The organism is Streptomyces sp. NPDC012827, assembly GCF_042900905.1.
In the GTDB taxonomy this organism is placed as follows: domain Bacteria; phylum Actinomycetota; class Actinomycetes; order Streptomycetales; family Streptomycetaceae; genus Streptomyces; species Streptomyces gulbargensis.
This window is the reverse complement of record NZ_JBIBBY010000005.1, coordinates 132,153-154,929: the sequence shown is the minus strand read 5'-3', so window position 1 is coordinate 154,929 and position 22,777 is coordinate 132,153. Positions and strand designations below refer to the sequence as shown.

Sequence of the window (22,777 nt, the reverse complement as noted above, 5' to 3'; positions counted from 1 at the left end):
CCGGAGCAGGGGGCTTCAGGAGCCGGCGGGCCACAGTCCCGGATCCGGCGCGAACCGGACCCTCAGCTCCCCGTCGACCAGGCCGGCGCCGGTGACGGCGCAGCGGCGCAGGGCGCCCGGCAGGGACAGGGCCCGGCGGAAGGGGCCGGCCGCGAGGAGCAGTTCGTCGCCGCGGCGGACGAGGGAGAGCTCCTCCTTGACGGCGCCGGGAAGCGGCAGGTGCCAGACGAGGACGCCGTCCTCCGCGCGCCGGTCCTCCACCCGGGGCGCGGCGGGCGCGGCCGGGCCGGCGTCCGCGGGGGCGGGGGCGAGCAGGACGAGGTCCTCCGGGCCGCGCGGGTCGCGGCCGAGGTGCGGCAGCTCGCGCAACAGGCCGCCCGCGCCGGTACGGAGGGTCTCCAGGTGCCGGTGCTGCTCGGCGGCGAGGGCGGCGAGCCAGGGGTCCTCGGAGGTGGCCGGCAGGACCCGGTTGGCGACCACGGTGTCGAGAGCGAGGCCCTGGAGGGCGAGGCCGAGGCGGGCGGAACGCAGGGCGGGGGCGGCCGCGGGGCCGGGCTCCAGGACGAGGCGGACGGTGGTGCCGGGGTCCTCGATCAGGGCCTGGACGGCGGCGAGCTCCTCGGCCCAGCGGGCGGTGGTCTCGTACAGCCACTGCGCCGGCATGGGGACGCCGGCGAGCTGGGCGAGCATGGGGCGCAGGGCCCGGGCGGCCTGGCGTTCGGGCGGCAGCAGGCGGCGCAGGTAGCGGCGGAGCTGCTCGGGCAGGGCGAGGACGGCGAGGGCCTCGGTGAGCGGGGGGAGGTCCACGACGGCGAGGTCGTGGCCGCCGGCGGCGGCCTCCCGCAGGGCCCGCAGGAGGGCGAAGGGGCGCGCGCCGGGGAGTTCGGTGAGCTCGGCCTCCTCGAAGGGCGCGGCGCCGAGCAGGTCGAACGCGGTGCCGGAGCGGGCCTGGAGGGTGAGGAACTCGCGCCGGAAGTCGGCGCCGGGGTCGGGGCGCAGGACGGTGAGCGGCCCGGTGCCGCCGGGGACGGCGTCCGCGTCGTCGGAGACCAGCAGCACGCGCTGTCCGGCGTGCGCCGCGGCGAGGGCGGTCGCCGCGGCGACGGTGGTGCGCCCGGCGCCGCCGGCTCCGGTGACAAGGATGATCCGCATGCGGGCGACGCTACCGCGCCGCCGTGGCGCCCCGGCCGGGGGCCCGGGGCGGCCGTGCGCTCAGGCGCCGGACTCGACGCGCTTCTTCAGGCCCGCCAGCGCGCGGTCGATGATGACCTTCTCGGCCTTGCGCTTGATCATGCCCAGCATGGGGATCTTGACGTCGACGGTCAGCTGGTAGGTGACCTCCGTGCGGTCGCCGCCGACCGGGCGCAGCAGGTAGGAGCCGTCCAGGGAGCGCAGCATCTGGGACTTGACCAGGGTCCAGCTGACCTCGTTGTCGCCGGTCCAGGTGTAGGCGAGGGTGTGGTCGTCCTTGATGGCCCCGGCGTCGAGCAGCAGGCGGACCTTCTCGGCGCGGCCGGCGGCGTCGGTCGCGAGGACCTCGGCCTCCTTCACCTCGCCGGTCCACTCGGGGTAGCGCGCGAAGTCGGAGATCACACCCATGACGTCGGCCGGTGCCGCCTCGATGGTGATGCTCGAGCTGGTGTGTTCGGCCATCGCGGTGGCTCCTCCAGTGTGCGGTCCGGCGAGAACTCGAGGGGAAGGCTATCGCGCCCCGGTGACGTGCCGGTCACCACTCCAGGGCGAAGGGCCGTCCGGTCGAGGCGAAGTGGCCCACGTTGACGCATTCGGTGGCGCCGATCCGCATGCGCCGGGCCAGCGGCTGGTGGACGTGGCCGAAGAGGGCGTAGCGGGGCCGGACCCGTTGGATGGCGTCGAGCAGGGCGCGGCTGCCGCGCTCGAAGCGGCGGGCGACGGTGTCGTAGGTCAGTTCGGGGACCTCGGGCGGGATGTGGGAGCAGAGGACGTCGACCTCGCCGAGGGCCTCCACCTTGGCCGCGTACTCCTCGTCCCCGATCTCGTACGGGGTGCGCATGGGGGTGCGCAGGCCTCCGCCGACGAAGCCGAAGACGAGGCCGCCGATCTCGGCCCGCTGCCCGTCCAGGACGGTGGTGCCGGGCCCGGCGAACTCGGGCCAGAGGGCGGGGATGTCCACGTTGCCGTAGGTGGCGTAGGTGGGGGTGGGGAAGGCGGCGAACAGCTCGGCGTACTGCCGCCGTACGGCGGACTCGATCGCGGCCTCCCGGTCGACGGCGAGCCCGGCCCAGAGGCGGCGGCCCAGCTCGCGGGCCTCGTCGAAGCGGCGGGCGGTGCGCAGCTCCACGATCCGGTCGGCGTTCTCGACGCCGAAGAGGTCGGGGAAGATGCCGCGGCTGTGGTCGGCGTAGTCGAGGAAGAGGACGAGGTCGCCCAGACATATCAGGGCGTCGGCTCCCTTCCCCGCCGCGGCGAGGTCGCCGGCGTTGCCGTGCACGTCGCTGACCACATGGACTCGCATGGGGACCACCTTAGGGCGTCGGACCTGCGGTTACTTGGGAGTCGGAAAACCGGTGGACTACTGTGCGCAGAGCACCGCCACGCATGTGTGACGCACGGAACATCTGGCCAGGACCCCCTATCGGGAACCCCGTACTGATGGGTAACGTCCGGGCAGTCCAGTCGTGCTCACCCCCACTGAGCACCTGCCCGACCTTGGACTACACCGGTGCATCACACAGAGCCGTGGCGCCGGCGCCCGATGAGGAGCAGCAGTCTTGCGCGAGTTCAGCCTTCCGGCCCTGTACGAGGTCCCCACGGACGGCAACCTGACGGATCTCATCCGCCGCAACGCCTCCCAGCACCCAGACGTCGCCGTGATGGGGCGCAAGGACGGCGGGGTCTGGACCGACGTCACCGCGAAGGAGTTCCTCGCCGAGGTCCGCGGCGTCGCCAAGGGCCTGATCGCCGCCGGGGTCGGGGTGGGCGACCGGGTGGCGCTGCTCTCGCGCACCCGCTACGAGTGGGTGCTGCTCGACTTCGCGATCTGGAGCGCGGGCGCGGTGACCGTGCCGGTGTACGAGACCAGTTCCCCCGAGCAGATCCAGTGGATCCTCGGGGACTCGGGCGCCTCCCTGGCGCTGGTGGAGAGCGCGGGGCACGAGGCCGCCGTGGAGTCCGTACGGGCGAACCTGCCGGAGCTGCGGGGCGTGCGGCAGATCGAGGCGGGCGCGGTCGCGCGGCTCACCGCCGAGGGCGCGGACGTCTCCGACGAACTGCTCGATGAGCGGATGTCGGCGGCGCACGCGGACGACCCGGCGACGATCGTCTACACCTCGGGCACGACGGGCCGCCCCAAGGGCTGCGTCCTGACCCACCGGGCCTTCTTCGCCGAGTGCGGCAACGTGGTCGAGCGGCTGGGGCCCCTCTTCCGCACCGGCGAGTCCTCGGTGCTGCTGTTCCTCCCGGCCGCGCACGTCTTCGGCCGGCTCATCGAGGTCGCCTCCGTGATGGCGCCGATCCGGCTGGGCTGTCTGCCGGACATCAAGACGCTCACCGACGAGCTGGCCTCCTTCCGGCCGACGCTGATCCTGGGCGTGCCGCGCGTCTTCGAGAAGGTCTACAACTCGGCGCGCGCGAAGGCGCAGGCCGACGGCAAGGGCAAGATCTTCGACAAGGCCGCGCACACGGCCATCGCCTACAGCCGCGCGCTCGCCACCCCGCAGGGGCCGTCCTTCGGCCTGAAGCTGAAGCACCGGATCTTCGACAAGCTGGTGTACGCGAAGCTGCGGGCGGTGCTCGGCGGCCGCGGCGAGTACGCGATCTCGGGCGGCGCGCCGCTGGGCGAGCGGCTCGGCCACTTCTTCCGGGGCATCGGCTTCACCGTCCTGGAGGGCTACGGCCTGACCGAGTCGTGCGCGGCGACCGCCTTCAACCCGTGGGACCGTCCGAAGATCGGCACGGTGGGGCAGCCGCTGCCGGGCTCGGTGGTGCGGATCGCCGACGACGGCGAGGTGCTGCTGCACGGTGAGCACATCTTCTCGCGGTACTGGAACAACGAGGCCGCGACGGCCGAGGCGCTGGCGGACGGCTGGTTCCACACCGGGGACATCGGCACCCTCGACGAGGACGGCTACCTCGCGATCACCGGCCGCAAGAAGGAGATCCTGGTGACGGCGGGCGGCAAGAACGTCGCCCCGGCCGTCATCGAGGACCGGATCCGCGCCCACGCCCTGGTCGCCGAGTGCATGGTGGTCGGCGACGGCCGCCCGTTCGTGGGCGCCCTGGTGACCCTGGACGAGGAGTTCCTGGGCCGCTGGGCGGCGGAGCACGGCAAGCCGTCCGGCGCGACGGCGGCCACGCTGCGCGAGGACGCCGACCTGCTGGCCGAGGTGCAGCGGGCGATCGACGACGGCAACGCGGCCGTGTCCAAGGCCGAGTCGGTGCGCAAGTTCCGTGTCCTGTCGGCCCAGTTCACGGAGGAGGCCGGGCACATCACCCCGTCCCTGAAGCTGAAGCGGAACGTGGTGGCGAAGGACTTCGCGGACGAGATCGAGGCGATCTACCGGGCCTGAGCCGTGGGCGGGCGTGGAAGAGGGCCGGGGCCCCGCTCATCGGCGGGGCCCCGGCCCTTCTCCGCGCCTGCGGGCCGTTCCTCCGCCGCTCGCCGGAGGGAAGCGCTACACCTGGCCCTGGAGGAGTTCCCTGAGCCGCTCCGCCAGAAGGTCCCAGCGCCACTTCTCCTCGACCCAGGCACGGCCCCGCTCCCCCATCCGCGCCCGCAGTTCGGGGTCGAGGAGCAGGGTGGCGACGCGGTCGGCGGTCTCCTCGGCGGAGCCGCCCCTAACGACCCAGCCGGTCTCGCCGTCCAGGACCGCGTCGGGCGCGCCTCCGGAGTCCCCGGCGACGACGGGCAGTCCGGTGGCGGAGGCCTCCAGGTAGACGATGCCGAGGCCCTCGACGTCGAGCCCGCCGCGCCGGGTCCGGCAGGGCATGGCGAAGACGTCACCGGCCCCGTAGTGCGCGGGCAGCTCGGCCCAGGGCACGGCGCCGGTGAACCGTACGGACCCGGCCACCCCGGTCGTGGCGGCGAGGCGGCGCAGCTCCTTCTCGTACGGGCCGCCGCCGACGATCAGCAGCACGGCGTCGGGCACCCGGCGCAGGATCGCGGGCATGGCCCGGATCAGGGTGTCCTGGCCCTTGCGCGGGACGAGGCGGGAGACACAGACGACGACCGGGCGGTCGCTGAGGCCGAGGCGGGCGCGGACCCCGTCGCCGCCGGAGCCGGGGTGGAAGGTCTTCTCGTCCACGCCGGGCGGGAGCTGCGCCATGCGCCCGGCGGCGGCCGGGGTGAGGGCGGTGGCGATACGGGAGCGGGTGTACTCACCGAGGTAGGTGATCGTGTCGGTGCCCTCGCCGATGCGGCGCAGCAGCTGCCGGGCGGCCGGGAGCTGCGCCCAGCCGGCCTCGTGGCCGTGGGTGGTGGCGACGAGCCGCCGGGCCCCCGCCCTGCGCAGCGCGGGAGCCATCAGGCCGAGGGGGGCGGCGGCGCCGAACCAGACGGCCTCGCAGCCGTGTTCGCGCAGCAGGGCGGTGGCGCGGGCGGTGACGCGCGGGGTCGGCAGGAGCATGGTGGTGCGGTCCCGTACGACCGTGAAAGGCTGCTCCGCGTCGAACGCGGCGGTCGCCTCGGCCCCTTCGCGGCCCCGCTTCCAGGTGGAGGCGTAGACGACGATCCGCTCCGGATCCAGACGCAGCGCCATGTTGTGCAGGAATGCCTGAATTCCGCCGGGGCGGGGCGGGAAGTCGTTGGTTACGATCAGGGTCTTGTGCATCGTGGCCATCCCGGCCGACAGTACGCGATCGCACCCTTCGCCCGGCACCACCATCCTCCGCGCGAGCGGACCGACAGGACAGGAACCCCACAGGTATGACGGGTGCGGCGCGACGGGGCTCCCCCATGGATCGGCGACTTCCGGCTCCCCGGCGACCTGACCGGCGGCTACCCGGTCTGCGGCTGCCGCTCGCCCTGTGGGGGCTGACCCGGATCGTCCTCCTGCTCTGTGTGCTGCGCGTGGTGGTCGTCCCCGGCCCGGACGTGGCGGTCGAGGTCGACCAGATCTACCGGAGCTGGTTCGACGTCCTGAAGACCGGGACGTACCCCGAGTCGGACGTGACGTGGCAGTACCCGCCCGGCGCGGCACTGCCCATCCTCGCCCCCGCGCTGCTGCCGTTCCTCGACTACACCGCCGGCTTCTTCGCCCTGGCCCTGCTGTGCGACGCGTTCGTCCTCGGCCTGCTCCTCCACACCGGGCGCCGTCCCGGCCGGTCGACGCGGGGCGCCTGGCTGTGGCTCGCGGCGGTCCCGCTGCTGGGCCCCACCGCGTACGCGCGGTACGACATCATGGTCACGGCCGTCGCGGTGGCGGCGCTGCTGTCCGCGATCCGCAGCCCCCGGCTGCTCGGCGCCCTCGCGGGCTTCGGCGCCATCCTGAAGGTGTGGCCGGCGCTGCTGCTGGTGGGTACCGCGAACGGCCGGGCCACCTGGCGTTCCTGGCCGGTGGCGGCGGGCGCGGCGAGCGGGGTGCTGCTGCTCTGCGCCCTGTGGATGCCGGGCTCGCTGACCTTCCTGTCGTACCAGAGCGAACGCGGCACCGAGGTCGAGTCGCTGGGGGCGACGGTCTTCCACGTGGCCCGGCACTTCGGCTGGGAGGGCGGGGCGCGGATGAACTACGGCTCGATGGAGTTCCTCGGCCCGTACGTGTCGTGGGTGACGACCGCGTCGATGACGCTGACCGTCGCCGCCTTCGGCTGGCTGGTGCTGTGGCGGTTGCGGGCCCGGCGCTTCGTCACCTCCACGACGGCGGACGCGGCGTTCGTGGCGGTGCTCCTCTTCACCACGACGAGCCGGGTCATCTCGCCGCAGTACATGATGTGGCTGGCCGGTCTGGCGGCGGTCTGCCTCGCCTACCGGTCGAGCCGGATGCGGCGGCCCGCGCATCTGGTGCTGTGGGCCACGGCGGTGACGCAGTTCGAGTTCCCCGTGTGGTTCTCGCACGTCACCCAGAGCGATCTCCTGGGCATGACGGTGCTGTTCCTGCGCAACGGGCTCCTGGTCGCGGCCACGCTCCACGCGTGCCGGATCCTGTGGCGCCACACGGTGACCGAGGCGGGCACCGTGCGCATCCCGGTCCCGGCGGCACCGGCGGAGCGGGACAAGGTGCTCACCGGCTCGTCCTGAGGCCCCCGGCCGCGATCCGCACGGCCCCGGGCGCCCTGGGGCGGCGCTGCTACCCTGAGGGGCCTCCTCCCTCCTGATTAGGTTCTCCTGCTGACATGACTGACCTGAAGCTTCCGGCCGATCCCCGTCAGCGGCGCACCGGAGCGGAGGGCGACGGCGCGGGAGACGGGGCACGGACCCCGAAAGGGGCCTCCTGGCGGACGCCGCTGCTGGTGGCCGGAGTCTTCTTCCTGGTCTATCTGACACTGTCGGCACGGCGTCACGCGGTCAACCTCTCGACCGGCTACGACCTCGGCATCTTCACGCAGATCGTGCAGTCGTACGCGCGGTTCTCGCTGCCGTACTCCCCCCTCAAGGGGCCCGACTACAACGCGCTCGGGGACCACTTCCACCCGATCCTCGTGCTGCTCGCGCCCGCGTACAAGGTCTTCCCTTCGAGCTACACCCTGCTGGTCTGCCAGGCGGCGCTCACCGCCTTCTCCGCCGTGCCGCTGATGCGCTGGGCCGAGGAGGTCAGGGGCCGCCGGTTCGCCCTCTGGGCGGGCCTGTCGTACGGGGCGTCCTGGGGCCTGGCGGAGCTCATCTCCTTCGACTTCCACGAAGTGGCGTTCGCCGTCCCGCTCCTCGCGCTGTCGCTCTGCGCGGCGGGGCGCGGCCGGTGGGGAGCGGCCGTCGCGTGGGCGGTCCCGCTGGTCCTGGTCAAGGAGGATCTCGGGCTCACGGTGGCGGCGATCGGTCTGTACGTGGCCTGGAAGGGGCCGCGCGTGACGGGACTCCTCCTCGCGGTTCTGGGGGCCGGGGCCACGGCCCTGGAGATGCTGGTGATCCTGCCGGAGCTCAACCCGATCGGGCAGTTCGCCTACTGGCCGCCGGAGACCGCCGCGGAGCCGAGCCTGGCGGCCCAGGCGGTCGGCGCCTTCTGGCCGCCGGTCAAGTGGCTCACGGTCTTCATGATCGCCGCACCGACCGGCTTCCTCGCACTGCGTTCGCCGCTCGTGCTCATCGCGCTGCCGACGCTCGCCTGGCGCTTCACCTCCCCCAACCCCTTCCACTGGGGGACCGACTTCCACTACAGCGCCGTGATCATGCCCATCGCCTTCGCCGCCGCGGTGCACGCCGTCGCCAAGGGCGGCATCGAGGCGCGCAGGCTCCTTCCGGCCTGCGTGGTGGGGGCGGTGACCACCTGCGTCACCCTCTTCACCCACCCGCTGCACGAGGTGGTCACCCCCCAGCTCTGGCGCGAGACCAGCCAGGTCAGGGCGGCGGACGACCTCCTGAAGAGGATCCCGGACGGCGCGACCGTGGCCGCCTCGAACCAGCTGGCCGCCCAGCTCGCCGACCGCGCCACGGTCAGCGAGGTGTGCCTCTTCCCCCGGTCCTTCCCGCCGAGGGAACCCGCCGAGTGGCTGATCTACGACAACGCCGACCGGTCCGACCCGGACTGCCCCACCGGTACGGCCCTGGAGAGGACGGGCGGGGTCACGGGCTACCGGCTCGTCGAGCACCGGGAGGGCGTCTTGCTCCTCCGCAGGGCGGACCTCCCGTAGGCCGGGGACCCCGTCACGGAACCGGGCGCCCCCGCGCCCCGCTCAGCCGAGCCGCTCCGCGACGAACGCCCGCCAGCGCCGTGTGAACTCCGCCTCCGTGACGCCCAGCACCTCGCCGAGCGCCTTCTCGACCGCGCCCTCGCGCCGCCGCTGGGCACCCACCGCGCGGTAGAAGGCGGTCAGTTCCTCCGCACCCCACCGCTCGGCGATCAGCTCGCAGGCCAGCCACCCGCTCCCGTACGCCCGCGCCAGCGCCTCCGGGTCGCCGTCGAAGGCGAAGTCCCCGTCCTCGGGCAGGCGGGCGGGGAGCCGGCCCGCCCGGACCGCGCGGTGCAGTTCGGGGGCGGCCTCGGCGGCGGTGCGACCGGTGCCCCGGTCGGCCACCCAGTCGGCGAAGCCCTCGGAGAGCCAGACCGGGGTGGCCGGCGAGGTCCGGGTCCGGGTGGCGACGTGGACCGTCTCGTGGGTGAGGACGAACTGCCGGCCGAAGGCTCCCAGGGCGCCGTACGCCTCCGGATTGACGATCACCCGGTCCGCCGGCGCCGTGGGCCCGCCCCCGATCCGGCCGGTGGTGACCGCCGCGATGCCCCGGTAGGTGTCGGCCGGCGCACCGAGCAGCCCGCCCATGGCGCCGACCGTCGCCGGCACCAGGACCACGATCCGGCCGGCCCAGTCACGGCCCCAGGCGGCCGAGACGGCGGGCACCGCCCGGTCGGCCTCCGCCGCGATCCGCCGCAGCCGCTCCGGGTCCTGGCCCACCCCGAGGACCAGGCTGTGCCGCCCGGTCGCCGCCCGGACCTCGCCCTGCTGCCAGAGCTGCTGGGGGGCGCCGGCGGCGGGCCGGTCGCCGCTCACGTACCAGCGGCCGTCCCGTTCGGTGAGGTCGACGACCCGGTCGCCGGTCGCGGCCCCGGAGTCGTACCCCTCGATCCGGTGGGCGAGTTCGGCCCGGACGGTGGCGCGGCCGGTGCCCGCCGGGTCCACGCCGGTGACCCGGTAGCGCAGGGTGCCGAGCGGGACCTCGGCGAGGCGGTGGAAGGCGGCGCGGGTGTCCGGGGAGCCGGCCGGGTCGAGCGTGCGCCGGTAGGCGGCCTCGTCGCGGTCGAGCAGGGCCCGCGCGTACCGGTCGAGCAGGGCCTGCGCCTCCGCCCGCGCCGGGGCGCCGGGGCCGGGCTCCGCGCAGCCCGTGAGGACGAGCAGCAGGGCGGCCAGGCAGGCCGCGGCCGTCCGCCGCACCGCACCACCGTCCTGGCCCGCCACGGCCCGATCGTACGGGTGGGACGGCGGGCCTCCGGGGCGGAGGCCGGTCAGACGCGGGTCACGGTGACGTGCGACATCATGTTCACCGGGTCGTAGCGGACCGTGGCCCCGGGGTAGGGGGCGTGGATGACCTGGCCGTTGCCGGCGTAGATGCCGACGTGGCTGGCGTCGCCCCGGTAGGTCACGAGGTCCCCTGGCCGCGCCTGCGAGAGCGGCACCTGACGGCCCGCGTACCGCTGCGCGGCCGAGGTACGGGGCAGGCTGATGCCCGCCTGGCGGTACGACCAGACCATCAGGCCCGAGCAGTCGAAGGCGGAGGGGCCGGTGGCGCCCCACACGTACGGCTTGCCGACGGCGCTGCGGGCGGCGAGGACGGCGGCGGCGGCCCGCGAGGAGCCGGCGGCGGCGCCCGTGAAGGGCGGTGGCTCGGAGGCGGTCGCCGCGGCCGGTCCGTCCGCGCGGCCGCCGGTGCGGGAGGCCCGCTCGAAGTCGGCGCGCTCCTCGGCGGTCAGGGCGGCCAGCACCCGGCGGGCCCGGGCCAGCTTGCCCTCCACGGTCCGCTTGTGGCGGGCGACCTCGGCCCGGCTGCGTTCCAGTTCCGCGAGGACCTTCCCGGCCTCGGCGCGCACCTGGTGGAGCCGGCGCTGCTCGCGCCGCAGCTCCCCGAGGGCGACGCCCTGCCGGGCGGTGACCCGGTCGAGGGCGGAGGCCCGGTCGAGGTAGCTGTCCGGGTCGGCGGAGAGCAGCAGGGCGAGGGCGGGGTCGATGCCGCCGGAGCGGTACTGGGCGCCGGCGACCGAACCGAGCACGCCCCGCATGCGGTTGATCCGCTCCTGGCCGCGGGCGAGGCCGTCCTGCGCGCGGGTGACCGCGGTCCGCAGCGCGTCCGCCTTCTCGTCGGCCCGGTGGTACGCCTCCGTGGCCCGCTCGGCCTCCTCGAAGAGGCGGTCGACGGTGGCGCGGGTCGCCTCCGGGGTGGCCCCCGGGTCGGCGCTCGCGGGGACGGCCCCGAAGGACGCCGCCGCGGTGGCCGCGGCGGCGGTCAGCACGGTGACCCTCGTGGGTCGGCGGTGGGACGCCACGTAACACGCTCCGTTGGATCGACGCGGACAGCGCGGCAGACAGTAGCCGCAAGTGACGCCGTGTCCAACGAACCCGGAGGGCACGCACAGTGACGCCCCGCCGGAGAACACAGGTCACCGGCGGGGCGTCAGGTCAGCGTGGTGCGGGGCGAACCACCCGATTGGGCGGCAGTCCGAAGCGGTCGGGCGGGTTTCAGCCGCCGATACGGACGCCGAACTGGAAGGTGCCCATGTAGTCCATCGACTCGTAGCGGACGTTGGCGCCCGGCTTGGGAGCGTGCAGGATCGTGTTGTTGCCCGCGTACAGGCCCACGTGCGACAGGCCGTTGAAGAAGACGAGGTCGCCCGGCTTGAGCTGGCTGCGGCCGATCTTCACGCCGTCGTTCTGCTGGGTGTAGGTGGTGCGGGTGAGCCGGGCGCCGGCCTGGCGGTAGGCCCACTGGGTCAGACCGGAGCAGTCGTACGAGTTGGGGCCCTCGGCCCCGGAGACGTACGGCTTGCCGATCTGGGTGGCGGCGGCGGCCAGGGCGGCGCCGCCGAGGCCGGAGGCGGGCACCTCGTTGCCGAGGTCCATGCGCTCGCCGGCGGCGCGGCTGGCGCGCTGCTCCTTGGCGCGCTCCGCCTGCTCCAGGCGCTCGCGCTCCTCCTGGGTGAGGGTGTTGAGCAGCTGGCGCGCCTCGGCGAGCTTGCCGAGGTACTTCTTCTTCTTGGCGCCGAGGGTCTTGCGCACGTCCTCGAGGTCGGCGAGCTTCGCGGTGGCCTCGGCCCGCTGCTGGGCGAGGGAGCGCTGCTTGCCCTGGATGGTGGTGAGGACGTCGGCCTGCTGGGCGCTCAGCTGGTCGATCGCGGACGCCTTGTCGAGGTAGGTGTCCGGGTCGGCGGAGAGGAAGAGCTGGAGGGCCGGGTCGATGCCGCCGGAGCGGTACTGGGCGCTGGCGACCGAACCGATCTGGTCCCGCAGGGTGTTGAGCTCCTGCTGGCCGCGCGCGACCTTGTCCTGGAGGTCCCCGATCTCCTGCTGGAGCTTTCCGCGGCGTTCCTCGGCGAGGTTGTACTGCTCCGTGGCCTCCTCGGCCTCGTGGTGCAGCGCGTCGACCTTGGACTTGACCTCGTCGATCTTGGGCTTGGGAGCCGCCTGGGCGCCGGACTGTGCGGAGAGCGCGACGGCTGCGGCCGCGGTCGCGGTGAGCACGGTCACGCGGGTACGGCTCGGCTGCTTGGGTCGACGGTGGGACGCCACGAAGGCGGCTCCTTCTTCCTCGAGCGCCGCCCGACCGGGGAGGGGCGGGCGGTTCCTTCGCTGTCACCCCGGATGGGTGATCAACCGCGCGAAGGTTCGAGGCCTGACCCTAGTGACCATCTTGTGATCAGTTCAAATCCCACTGGCAAAAATCTCGCCCACGCACCACTTTATTTACACACAGTCCACGGGCGGTGATGGCCACTTGACGATAAGCCACCCATAATTCGGGCATAGCGCCCGTGAGTTGACAGGTGTCACGAGAGCCGCGAAAGGCGCTTCAGCAACAAGGCGGACGCCACGGGCCGGGCACCCGCCTTCGCCACCCCGTCGGCCACCTCGCGGTCGGTGGAGACCACCACGACCGGCCGCCCCGGCGGCTCCGCCCGCACCAGCTGGCGGATCAGCTCGTCCGCCGTCACGCCCGGCTTGGAGAACAGCACCCGCACCCCGCGCGGCGGCGCGAGGAGCACCGGGGCCGCCAGTTCCGCCCCGTCGAAGACACAGGTGACCTCGGCCCCGGAGCGGGCCGCGAGGGCCGAGAGCCCGCCGAGCAGCCGCAACCGCTGCTTCTCCAGCGGCATCGTCGGATAGCCGGTCTTGGTGACGTTGTAGCCGTCGACGACCAGATGCGTCTGCGGCAGGGCGAGCAGCTGGTCGAGCAGGGCCGGGTCGGTCTCGGACAGCGCCCGGGCGGCGATGTCCTTGGCGGACATCCGGCCGGGCGCGACCGCGTCCACGGTGTCGGCGGGGTGCACGGAAACCGGGGGCAGGGCGAGTTCGCGCCGCAGGCCCTGCGCCGCGTCGAGGACCGTGTCGAGCAGCAGCCGCAGCCGCATGTCCTCCACCGAGCGCCCTTCCCTGGCGGCCCGCCGGCTCGCCTCCAGGGCGGCCTCGACCTCGCCGAGCCGCGCCTTGAGCCGCCGGCTCTCGCTCTCCGCGGCCGAGACCTGCGCGGCCGCCTCCGCCCGTACGGCGTCCGTCTCGGCCTGGGCGCGGCGCAGGGCCGCCTCGCCGCGCTTGACGTCGCTCTGGGCACTGCGCAGCTTGCGGTGGACCGATTCCGCTTCCTTGCGGGCCGCCTCCAGGTCGTGGCGCAGCTGCTCGGTCTCGGCCCTGGCCCGGTCCCGGGCGGCCGCCAGCTCCCCGCGCAGCCGCTCCAGCTCGCGCCGGCCGGCCTCGTCGGCGCGCTCCGCGTCCGCGCGCACGGCCTCCTCGCCCGCCGCGGCGACGAGCTTGACCCAGCCGGGCGGGCGCAGCACGTACGCTGCGGCGGCCACCTCGACCGGGTCGACGGCGGCGGGCGGGGCGCCCGACTCGACGGCGGCGGCGAGGTCCGGCTGGGCCGTGCGGAACCGTTCGCCGATCCGCTGCCGGAAGAGAGGGTCGGTCTCCAGGGCCGTCGCCATCGCGTTGCCGGCGAACCTGGCCCGGCGGCTCGCGGTGAACCGGGCGTACTGGCGGAGGGGTGCGGGCAGCTCCGCGACGGTCAGCCCGCCGAAGGCGTCCGCGACCAGCGCGACGACCCGCCGCCGTACACCTTCCGGCAGTGGGTGGTCGAGCGTCTCGGCAGCGTCACCTGCCGCGCCGGCCGGCTCACCACCGTGCGCGGGCTGCTCCACGATCCGTCACCCCTATGTCGTCCGCGCCGTCCCTCAGGAGGCGGCGCCCGGCCTGTCCACCAGCTCGATCTGGTCCACCGCGTTGCACCAGCGGCAGCGGACCGACTCGATGGTCTCACTGACCACCTGACGCTCCTCGACCGTCGGCTCCCCGGCCAGGTCCAGATGGACGTACTCCACGACCTTGGACGAGCGGGTCACGTCGAAGCGGGTCAGATTGCCGCAGAGCGTGCAGCGCCAGCGGGTCTCGGCGGTCGGCAGGGGAACCGTCGTCATCGTGCCGTCCTTCTTCCTGTTGCGGTGGTACCAGGTGCGGGAGCCGCGGTGCGCCGTCGAACTGCGGTTGTACTGCCCGTAACCCTACGGCCTCCCCGGTACGCCGCGGCACGGCGAGGCACTCTGTCCACTTCGCCCGTCTTGCGTCATCATCTCCGCATGATCGACTGGCGACGAGCGGCCCGGGGAGCGTGGCACGGCGCCCGGCACGGGCCCGCGGTGACCTACACGCTGATCGCCGCGTGCTGTCTCCTCTTCGCGATCGGCCCGGTGTCCGGGCTCCATCCGGGGTACGGCACCGGGGACGCGCTGCTCGCCGCGCAGAGCGCCTACTTCCGCGAGTGGGGGGTCGTCCCGGCCGAGCTGATCAGCGGTGAGCCGCGGGCCCTGCTCACCCCGCTGACGGCCCTCTTCGTCCACGGCAGCTGGCTGCACCTGCTGGGGAACATGCTGTTCCTGTACGTCTTCGGGGCGATGACCGAGGAGCGGATGGGCCGGTTCGGCTACGCCCTCTTCTACCTCGTCACCGGCTACCTGGCGCTGCTCGGGTACGCGGTGGCGCACGCGGACAGCGAGCAGACCCTGGTCGGGGCCTCTGGGGCGATCTCCGCGGTGCTCGGGGCCTTCCTCTTCCTCTTCCCCCGCGCCCGGGTGACCAGCCTCTTCCCCTTCCTCTTCTTCCTGCCGCTGCGCTTCCCCGCCTGGATCGTGCTGATCTTCTGGTTCGTGATCCAGTGGCTGGCCGCGCGGTCGGCCGGAGCCGGTCCGGGCGTCGCCTATCTGGCCCATGTGGTGGGCTTCTCCGTCGGCTTCCTGTACGCCTGGGGGCGCTACCGCGGTGGGGATAGAGTGAAAGCCCCAGCCGCGGCGACCGAGGGAGAAAGCCAGCCGTGATCACCGCGATCGTGCTCATCAAGACCAGCGTGGACCGCATCCCCGAGATCGCCGAGTCGATCGCCGCCCTGGAGAACGTCAGCGAGGTCTTCTCGGTGACGGGCACCTACGACCTGATCGCCATGGTGCGGGTACCGCGCCACGACGACCTGGCGGACGTCATCCCCGGCCGGATCAGCAGGATCCCGGGCGTGGAGGCCACCGACACGCACGTCGCGTTCCGGACGTACTCCCAGCACGACCTGGAGGCGGCCTTCGCCATCGGCCTGGAGTCCTGAGCGCCCTCGGACCGCACGGTGAAGGGGGCCTCCCGGGACGGGAGGCCCCCTTCACCCGTACGAGTGAGTGACCAGCGGGGTACGGGTCAGCCGCGGTCGGGGACGCAGCGGCCGTCCTCGGTGCGGTACGACCAGCGGGCGCCGTCCCGCACGAGCTCCTTCACCGCGCCGACGAACCGGTCCACGTGCTCGTCGGGGGTGCCGGCGCCGAAGCTGACCCGGATCGCGTTGAGGGAGCGCTCGCCCGGCCGCGCCTCGGGGGCGCCGCAGGCGCCGACGTCCTGCGGGTCGCTGCCGAGCAGGGTGCGGACCAGCGGGTGGGCGCAGAAGAGGCCGTCGCGGACGCCGATGCCGTACTCGGCGGAGAGCGCGGCGGCGAAGTGGGAGCTGTTCCAGCCCTCCACGACGAAGGAGAGGACGCCGACGCGGGGCGCGTCGTCGCCGAAGAGGGAGAGCACCTTCACCTGCGGGACGCCGGCGAGGCCGGTGCGCACCTTCTCGATGAGGTGCCGCTCGCGGGCGACCAGGTTCTCGAAGCCGGCGTCGGTGAGCGCCTTGCAGGCGGAGGCGACGGCGTAGACCCCGATGACGTTCGGGGAGCCGGCCTCGTGCCGGGCCGCGGTGGTGTGCCACTCCACCTCCACACCGCCGTCGGCCCGGCGGGCCACCGTGCGGGAGGCGCCGCCGCCCGCGAGGTACGGGTCGGCGTCCTGGAGCCAGTCGGCGCGACCGGCGAGGACGCCGGAGCCGAACGGCGCGTACAGCTTGTGCCCGGAGAAGGCGACCCAGTCGACGTCGAGTCCGGTGACGGAGACCGGGTGGTGGGGGGCGAGCTGAGCGGCGTCGAGCACGATCCGGGCGCCGTGCGCGTGCGCGGCGGCGGCGAGTTCACGGACCGGCCACAGTTCGCCGGTGACGTTGGAGGCGCCGGTGACGCAGACCAGGGCGGGGCCGTACGGGTCGCGGTCGGCGAGCGCCCGCTCCAGGGTCTCGACGGCCTGGGCCGGGGTGCGGGGCGCGTCGAGGTAGGTCACGCGGGCGTCCTGCCAGGGCAGCAGCGAGGCGTGGTGCTCGGTCTCGAAGACGAAGACCTGGCAGCCGGCGGGGAGCGCCCGGGCGAGGAGGTTGAGCGAGTCGGTGGTGGAGCGGGTGAAGACGACCTGGTCGCCGGGGCGGCAGTCGAGGAACTCGGCGACGGTGGTCCGGCTGTTCTCGAAGAGGTCGGTGGAGAGCTGCGAGAGGTACCCGGCCCCGCGGTGGACACTGCCGTAGTACGGGGCGTAGGCGGCGACGTCGTCCCACACGCGCTGGAGGGCGGGGGCGCTGGCGGCGTAGTCGAGCGCCGCGTAGGTCACCTCGCCGCCGGTGACGAGGGGGACGGTGACGTCGCGGCCGAGGACCGGGAGCGGGGCCTCGCAGCAGGGGTCGGCGGACTCGGCGGTGGCGGCGGGGACGGAAGCGGAAACAGCGGCGGTGGCGGCGGCGTTCGGGCGTGCGGACATGGCGGTATCTCCCGGCGGGGCAGTGCGGAATGGCTTCGGTGGTTCCCGTACGCGGCCGGGCACGGCGGGGTACGGGTGCTGCCTCGGAGGCTCAGGGGGACGCGGACGCGCGCGGACCTGCGTGCGGGTACGCGGAAGTGACCCTGTGTCCGAGGGTGAAGAAGGGGCGGATTCGCCCTATCGCATTCGCTTGCTCACGGAAAAACGCTCCTCGAGAGACCAGGACCCCTGGTGTCGAGGGGCCCGCGCTTGCCGTAGACCTCGCTGCCTACGGCCTGGTCTTCACCCGGGGCACCCCGCCACGGACGGAGGGTTGCCGGACAGCAAGCCGGGGCTTCACAGCTGTCACTCATGACCTGCCACGCATCCTGCCACATGATCGCCGAAACGCAAGACCCCGGTCCGCATGCTGGGACCGGGGCCGTCGCCGCTGAGGCGGCGCGGGGCTCAGGCGTGGCTGGCGGCGATCCAGCGTTCCAGGACGCGCCGGGCGGCGCCGGAGTCGATGGACTCGGCGGCCTGTTCGATGCCCGCGCGGATCTGCTCGGCGAGGGTGCCGTCGCCCGGTCGGAGGGCGGTGAGCGCCGCCGCCGAGTTGAGCAGCACCGCGTCCCGCACCGGACCGGTCTCCCCGGCGAGCAGCCGGCGGGCCACGTCGGCGTTGTACGAGGCGTCGGCGCCGCGCAGGGCGTCCACGGGCACCAGGCCGATACCCACGTCCCTCGGGTCGAAGGCCTCCTCCCGTACGGCGCCGTCGCGGACCAACCAGACCCGCGACGTGGCCGTGGTGGTCAGCTCGTCGAGTCCGTCGTCGCCGCGGAAAACCAGGGCGGAGGAGCCGCGTTCGGCCAGGACGCCGGCGACGATCGGGGCCATCCGGGCGTCGGCGACACCGGTGGCCTGGGCGCGGACGCGGGCCGGGTTGGTGAGCGGGCCCAGGAAGTTGAAGACGGTGCGGATGCCCAGTTCCTTGCGGGCCATGGCCACGTGACGCAGCGCCGGGTGGAACTTCACGGCGAAGCAGAAGGTGATCCCGGCCTCCTCGGCGACCTCGGCCACCCGGCGCGGGGTCAGCTCCAGGTTGACGCCGAGCTTCTCCAGGACGTCGGAGGCGCCGGACGCGGAGGACGCGGCGCGGTTGCCGTGCTTGACGACCTTGGCGCCGGTGCCGGCGACGACGATCGCCGACATGGTGGAGATGTTGACCGTCTTGGCGCCGTCGCCGCCGGTGCCGACGATGTCGACGGTCTCGCCGGGCACGTCGATGGTGTTGGCGTGCGCGTACATGGTGCGGACGAGGCCGGTGATCTCCTCGACCGTCTCCCCCTTGGCACGCAGGGCGACGACGAAGCCGGCGATCTGGGCGTCGGTGGCCTCGCCGCGGAGGATCCGGTCCATCGCCCAGGCGGTGTCGTCGGCGCTCTGGTCGCGTCCGGTGAGGAGGCCGTCCAGGACGACGGGCCAGGAGCGGCCCGCCGTGGTCGGTCCTCCAGCGGGGGTCGCAGCGCTCATGGCAGCTCCTGGTGGTCGTCACGTGACGGATACAGGGTCACCCTATCGACCGGTGGGAACGGCAAAGAGCCCCGTCCATCGAATGGACGGGGCTCTCGCCGTGGCGACCTTCTGGGGTCCCCCGGGGCGAGGCCTCAGGGGGAGGAGGTCAGGTGATCAGTGGTGGCCGTGGCCGCTCTGGATCTCCTTGTACTCCTCGACGGTGGGCTTGGCGATCTGGCTGTCCTCGCCGTAGTAGCCCTTGTTGAGCTTGACCCGCAGCTTCTCCATGCGCCCGACCTTGCGCTCGACACCGTTCTCGTCGACGGCCGGCGGCAGCTCGGCGGGCTCGTACTGCTCGTGCGCGGTGAGCTTGTACAGCTCGCCCTGGCTGAGCGGCTCGTGGACCTCGACGAACTCACCGTGCGGGAGGCGCTTGATGATGCCCGACTCGCGGCCGTGCAGCACCTTGTCCCTGTCGCGGCGCTGGAGGCCGAGGCAGATCCGCTTGGTGATGATGAACGCGATGACCGGTCCGGCGAAGAAGAAGATCCGGACGAACCAGGTGATCGAGTTGATCGACAGGTGGAAGTGGGTCGCCCAGAGGTCGTTTCCACCACCCACGAGCATGATCATGTACGCGGTGATCCAGGCGACACCGAAGGCGGTGCGCGTCGGAGCGTTGCGCGGGCGCTGCGCGATGTGGTGCTCGCGCTTGTCGCCGGTGATCCAGGACTCGATGAACGGGTAGACCGCGATCGCGCCGAGCACCAGCGGGAAGATCACCAGCGGGATGAAGACGCCCAGGACCAGGGTGTGGCCCCAGAGGTTGATCTCCCAGCCCGGCATGACACGGATCAGACCCTCGGCGAAGCCCATGTACCAGTCGGGCTGGGCGCCGGTGGACACCTGGTCCGGGCGGTACGGGCCGAGCGCCCAGATCGGGTTGATCGAGGCGATGGCCGCGATGATCGCGATGACACCGAAGACCAGGAAGAAGAAGCCTCCGGCCTTGGCCATGTACACCGGCAGCAGCGGCATGCCGACGACGTTCTTGTTGGTGCGGCCGGGGCCCTCGAAGTGCGTGTGCTTGTGGACGAACACCAGGATGAGGTGCGCGACCATCAGGCCCAGCATGATGCCGGGCAGCAGCAGCACGTGCGCCGAGTAGAACCTGGCCACGAAGTCGCCGCCGGGGAACTCCCCGCCGAACAGGAACATCGACAGGTACGTGCCGATGACCGGCACGGACAGGATCGCGCCCTGCATGAAGCGGACACCGGTGCCGGAGAGCAGGTCGTCCGGGAGCGAGTAACCGGTGAAGCCGGTGAACATGCCCAGGAAGAACAACAGGAAGCCGAACAGCCAGTTGATCTCACGCGGCTTGCGGAACGCGCCGGTGAAGAAGACGCGCATCATGTGCACGAACATGCCGGCGAGGAAGATCAGCGCCGCCCAGTGGTGGATCTGCCGGATGAGCAGACCACCGCGCACCTCGAACGAGATGTGCATGGTCGAGTTGAACGCCTCGGACATCAGCTGTCCCTGGAGCGGGACGTACGGTCCCGCGTACTCCACCTCGTTCATCGACGGGTGGAAGAACATCGTCAGGTAGACGCCCGTCAGGATGATGATGATGAAGCTGTAGAGGCAGATCTCGCCCAGCATGAAGGACCAGTGGTCCGGGAAGATCTTCCGCATGTTGGCCTTGGCCAGCGTGTAGATCCCCAGGCGACCGTCGGCCCAGTCGGCGACCCGCTCACCGGCGGGTGCCTTCTTCGTATCCGTCACAGTGCTCATCCGCGCTCCCAGAAGGCAGGACCGACGGGCTCGTCGAAGTCGCCGAGCGCCTCGAGGAAGCCCTTGTCGTTCACGCCGATCCGCAGCTGCGGGAGGGCGTGACCGGCCGGGCCGAAGATGACGCGGGCGCCGTCGGAGAGGTCGAAGGTGGACTGGTGGCACGGGCAGAGCACGTGGTGCGTCTGCTGCTCGTACAGCGAGATCGGGCAACCCACGTGGGTGCAGATCTTCGAGAAGGCGACGATGCCCTCGTGCGACCACTCGAGCTCGCGCTTGTCCTTGATGTCCTCCGGCTGGATCCGGACGATCATCAGGGCGGCCTTGGCGATCTCGGTCTGGAAGTGGTGGTCGTGCTCCGAGAGGCCCTCGGGCATCGCGAAGGTCAGCGAACCGACCGCGACGTCCTCGGGACGCAGCGGCTCGTGCGTGTTCATGTTGATGAGCTGCTTGCCCTTGGCCCACATGGTGGTCCGGAGCTTCTTCTCGGGCAGCGGGCCCATGTCACGCATCAGCACGAGGCCGGAGAGCGGGACGAGCGACAGCGCGCCGAACATCGTGTTGCGGATCAGCTTGCGGCGGCCGAAGCCGGACTCGGCGGCACCCGCCGCGAAGTCCGCCATGACCTGCGCCTTGACCTCGGGCGACGCGGCGATCGGGTGACGCTCGTCGGCGACCTCGACGTCGGACATCAGGGTGCGGGCCCAGTGGACCGCGCCCGCGCCGATGAAGAAGAGGGCCGCGCCGAGGGTCAGGCCCAGGGCGAAGTTGAGCGCCGACACCCGGCCGAACGGCCAGATGTAGACGATCTGGTCGACCGGGAAGATCACGTACGAGGCGATGAAGGCGATGGTGGCCAGCATCGACAGCGTGAACATGAGGGCGACCGCGCGCTCGGACCGCCGGGCGGCCCGCTCGTCGATGTCCTGGATACGCGGCTTGTGGGGCGGGAGGCCCGGGTCGGCGAACGGGTCGTCGGCGACCTTCACCGCGCCGTGCGCGGCGTCCTGCCCAGCCGGCAGGTTCTCTTCTGGAATCTCTTGGGTACTCATGACTTCTTGGCCTTAGCGGTGTGGGCCGCGACCCAGATGGCAACTGCGATCAGCGCACCCAGACCGAAGATCCAGGCGAACAGGCCCTCGCTGACGGGGCCGAGGCCACCGAGCTTGAGACCGCCCGGATTGTCGGCCTTCTCGCTGTTGACGGCCTGGACGTACGCGATGATGTCCTTCTTCTCCTTCTCCGGCATGGTCGTGTCCGGGAAGGAGGGCATGTTCTGCGGGCCGGTCTGCATGGCCTCGTAGAGGTGCTTCGGGCTCACGCCTTCGAGGCTGGGGGCGTACTTGCCGTGGGTCAGCGCGCCGCCTTCACCGGTGAAGTTGTGGCACTGGGCACAGTTGGTGCGGAACAGCTCGCCACCCTTGGCGACGTCGGCACCGTCAGGGCTGTACTGGCCCTCCGTCGGCGTGATCGGGCCGGCGCCGAGGGAGGCGACGTACGCCGCGAGCTGATCGATCTCAGCCTGCGTGTAGATGACCTTCTTCCTCGGAACCTGGGCGCCCGGCTGCTGGGCCGGCATGCGGCCCGTGCCGACCTGGAAGTCGACGGCGGCCGAACCGACGCCGACCAGGGACGGGCCGTCAGTGGTGCCCTGACCGCCGGTTCCGTGGCAGCTGGCGCAGCCGACGGAGTAGAGCTTCTTGCCCTCCTCGATGGCGAGGGACTGGGCGGTTTCATCGGCCTTCGCCGTGCCCGCGGGCGCGAACGCGGCGTACAGCCCCCCAGTGGCCGCCAGCGCGAGAAGTAGGACGACGACCGCCGCCAGCGGATGGCGTCGTCGTGCGGAGAGCTTTTTCACGGATTACCCCGGTGTCAGGATCTTCTGCGTCGATGCTTGCTGGATGTCTCGGGTCCGCCGAGCGGGCCCGATTACTTGATCATGTAGATCGTGGCGAAGAGGCCGATCCAGACGACATCGACGAAGTGCCAGTAGTAGGACACGACGATGGCGGCGGTTGCCTGCTCGTGAGTGAACCTCTTGGCGGCGTATGTCCGGCCGAGGACCAGCAGGAAGGCGATGAGACCGCCTGTCACGTGCAGTCCGTGGAAGCCGGTGGTCAGGTAGAACACGGAGCCGTACGGGTCCGACGAGAGCGAGAGGCCCTCGTGCTTGACCAGCTCGGTGTACTCCAGGACCTGGCCGCCGATGAAGATCGCACCCATCACGAACGTGATGATGAACCACGTCCGGAGCTTCTTCACGTCGCCCCGCTCGGCGGCGAAGACGCCGAGCTGGCAGGTGAGGGAGGAGAGCACCAGGATCGTGGTGTTGGTCGCCGAGAACGGGAAGTTGAGGGCCGAAGCCTTTTCCGCCCAGTACTCGGCACCCGTCACCGATCGCAGGGTGAAGTACATCGCGAAGAGGGCCGCGAAGAACATCAGCTCGGAACTCAGCCAGATGATGGTTCCGACGCTGGTGAGGTTCGGTCGATTGACCGACGGGTGCGCGTGCCCGGTATCTACTGTCGTTACTGTCGCCACGACCGACATTATGTCGGTCGCTTATCCCGCCCTC

At 72.3% G+C, this 22,777-nt stretch carries 20 protein-coding genes and 1 riboswitch; of the genes, 5 read left to right on the top strand and 15 right to left on the bottom strand.

Translation table 11 applies throughout. The features are described from left to right. Window positions 1–15: 15 nt before the first annotated feature. The 3 genes from ACFY60_RS13020 to ACFY60_RS13010 form a co-directional block, all read right to left on the bottom strand. Window positions 16–1,152 (bottom strand): ArsA family ATPase, encoded by a 1,137-nt coding sequence (locus tag ACFY60_RS13020; RefSeq protein ID WP_388611243.1) that lies wholly within the window; start codon window positions 1,150–1,152, stop codon window positions 16–18. Window positions 1,153–1,212: 60 nt separating this feature from the next. Next, window positions 1,213–1,653: an SRPBCC family protein gene (locus tag ACFY60_RS13015; RefSeq protein WP_309050754.1), complete on the bottom strand. Its 441-nt coding sequence runs from the start codon at window positions 1,651–1,653 to the stop codon at window positions 1,213–1,215. A 73-nt stretch (window positions 1,654–1,726) separates the two neighbouring features. Then, a complete protein-coding gene (locus ACFY60_RS13010) occupies window positions 1,727–2,494 on the bottom strand; it encodes a metallophosphoesterase (RefSeq protein ID WP_388611242.1) in 768 nt (255 codons plus the stop codon). Window positions 2,495–2,750: 256 nt separating this feature from the next. Between ACFY60_RS13010 and ACFY60_RS13005 the strand changes: the two genes are divergently transcribed. After that, window positions 2,751–4,547, top strand: coding sequence for an AMP-dependent synthetase/ligase (locus ACFY60_RS13005; RefSeq protein ID WP_388611241.1), 1,797 nt, complete (start codon window positions 2,751–2,753; stop codon window positions 4,545–4,547). A 105-nt stretch (window positions 4,548–4,652) separates the two neighbouring features. Here the strand turns inward: ACFY60_RS13005 and ACFY60_RS13000 are convergent, their stop codons facing one another. Then, window positions 4,653–5,807: a glycosyltransferase family 4 protein gene (locus tag ACFY60_RS13000; RefSeq protein ID WP_388611717.1), complete on the bottom strand. Its 1,155-nt coding sequence runs from the start codon at window positions 5,805–5,807 to the stop codon at window positions 4,653–4,655. 125 nt (window positions 5,808–5,932) lie between these two features. Here ACFY60_RS13000 and ACFY60_RS12995 point away from each other — a divergent pair, with 125 nt between their 5' ends. After that, window positions 5,933–7,213: a glycosyltransferase 87 family protein gene (locus tag ACFY60_RS12995; protein WP_388611240.1), complete on the top strand. Its 1,281-nt coding sequence runs from the start codon at window positions 5,933–5,935 to the stop codon at window positions 7,211–7,213. A 95-nt stretch (window positions 7,214–7,308) separates the two neighbouring features. Beyond that, window positions 7,309–8,760 (top strand): DUF2079 domain-containing protein, encoded by a 1,452-nt coding sequence (locus ACFY60_RS12990; RefSeq protein ID WP_388611239.1) that lies wholly within the window; start codon window positions 7,309–7,311, stop codon window positions 8,758–8,760. Between the two features lie 42 nt (window positions 8,761–8,802). Here the strand turns inward: ACFY60_RS12990 and ACFY60_RS12985 are convergent, their stop codons facing one another. The 5 genes from ACFY60_RS12985 to ACFY60_RS12965 all read right to left on the bottom strand — a co-directional run bounded on the left by ACFY60_RS12985 (window position 8,803) and on the right by ACFY60_RS12965 (window position 14,240). Further along, on the bottom strand, window positions 8,803–10,020 hold the full coding sequence (locus tag ACFY60_RS12985; protein ID WP_388611238.1) for a hypothetical protein: 1,218 nt from the start codon (window positions 10,018–10,020) through the stop codon (window positions 8,803–8,805). 47 nt (window positions 10,021–10,067) lie between these two features. Next, window positions 10,068–11,102: an NlpC/P60 family protein gene (locus tag ACFY60_RS12980; protein WP_388611236.1), complete on the bottom strand. Its 1,035-nt coding sequence runs from the start codon at window positions 11,100–11,102 to the stop codon at window positions 10,068–10,070. Window positions 11,103–11,295: 193 nt separating this feature from the next. Next, the gene (locus ACFY60_RS12975) at window positions 11,296–12,342 is read right to left on the bottom strand and encodes an NlpC/P60 family protein (RefSeq protein WP_388611234.1); all 1,047 of its coding nucleotides are present in this window, start codon (window positions 12,340–12,342) and stop codon (window positions 11,296–11,298) included. 257 nt (window positions 12,343–12,599) lie between these two features. Continuing rightward, on the bottom strand, window positions 12,600–13,964 hold the full coding sequence (locus ACFY60_RS12970) for an NYN domain-containing protein (RefSeq protein WP_309049698.1): 1,365 nt from the start codon (window positions 13,962–13,964) through the stop codon (window positions 12,600–12,602). 33 nt (window positions 13,965–13,997) lie between these two features. Beyond that, complete coding sequence (locus ACFY60_RS12965; RefSeq protein WP_015033005.1) at window positions 13,998–14,240, bottom strand: hypothetical protein; 243 nt, start codon at window positions 14,238–14,240, stop codon at window positions 13,998–14,000. A 159-nt stretch (window positions 14,241–14,399) separates the two neighbouring features. Between ACFY60_RS12965 and ACFY60_RS12960 the strand changes: the two genes are divergently transcribed. Continuing rightward, window positions 14,400–15,134, top strand: coding sequence for a rhomboid family intramembrane serine protease (locus tag ACFY60_RS12960; RefSeq protein ID WP_388611232.1), 735 nt, complete (start codon window positions 14,400–14,402; stop codon window positions 15,132–15,134). Next, window positions 15,131–15,412: an Lrp/AsnC ligand binding domain-containing protein gene (locus ACFY60_RS12955; protein ID WP_309049701.1), complete on the top strand. Its 282-nt coding sequence runs from the start codon at window positions 15,131–15,133 to the stop codon at window positions 15,410–15,412. Before ACFY60_RS12960 ends, ACFY60_RS12955 begins: the two co-directional genes overlap by 4 nt. An 86-nt stretch (window positions 15,413–15,498) precedes the next feature. Here ACFY60_RS12955 and ACFY60_RS12950 read toward each other — a convergent pair whose 3' ends face one another. From ACFY60_RS12950 to ACFY60_RS12925, 6 genes are all read right to left on the bottom strand, one after another. Then, entirely contained in the window at window positions 15,499–16,914 is a 1,416-nt protein-coding gene (locus ACFY60_RS12950; protein WP_388611230.1) for an aminotransferase class V-fold PLP-dependent enzyme, read from the bottom strand. A gap of 240 nt (window positions 16,915–17,154) precedes the next feature. After that, window positions 17,155–17,271: riboswitch (SAM riboswitch) on the bottom strand. Between the two features lie 90 nt (window positions 17,272–17,361). Further along, window positions 17,362–18,426, bottom strand: coding sequence for an anthranilate phosphoribosyltransferase (gene trpD, locus ACFY60_RS12945; RefSeq protein WP_388611228.1), 1,065 nt, complete (start codon window positions 18,424–18,426; stop codon window positions 17,362–17,364). A gap of 156 nt (window positions 18,427–18,582) precedes the next feature. Then, window positions 18,583–20,205 carry a cytochrome bc complex cytochrome b subunit gene (locus tag ACFY60_RS12940; protein WP_388611226.1) on the bottom strand — a complete coding sequence of 541 codons (1,623 nt, stop codon included), beginning with the start codon at window positions 20,203–20,205 and terminating at the stop codon, window positions 18,583–18,585. Then, a complete protein-coding gene (locus ACFY60_RS12935; RefSeq protein ID WP_309049705.1) occupies window positions 20,202–21,254 on the bottom strand; it encodes a Rieske 2Fe-2S domain-containing protein in 1,053 nt (350 codons plus the stop codon). Before ACFY60_RS12935 ends, ACFY60_RS12940 begins: the two co-directional genes overlap by 4 nt. Next, window positions 21,251–22,060: a c-type cytochrome gene (locus ACFY60_RS12930; protein WP_388611224.1), complete on the bottom strand. Its 810-nt coding sequence runs from the start codon at window positions 22,058–22,060 to the stop codon at window positions 21,251–21,253. The genes ACFY60_RS12935 and ACFY60_RS12930 overlap by 4 nt, the downstream gene beginning before the upstream one ends. 71 nt (window positions 22,061–22,131) lie before the next feature. Next, on the bottom strand, window positions 22,132–22,752 hold the full coding sequence (locus tag ACFY60_RS12925; protein WP_309049707.1) for a heme-copper oxidase subunit III: 621 nt from the start codon (window positions 22,750–22,752) through the stop codon (window positions 22,132–22,134). Window positions 22,753–22,777: the final 25 nt, after the last annotated feature.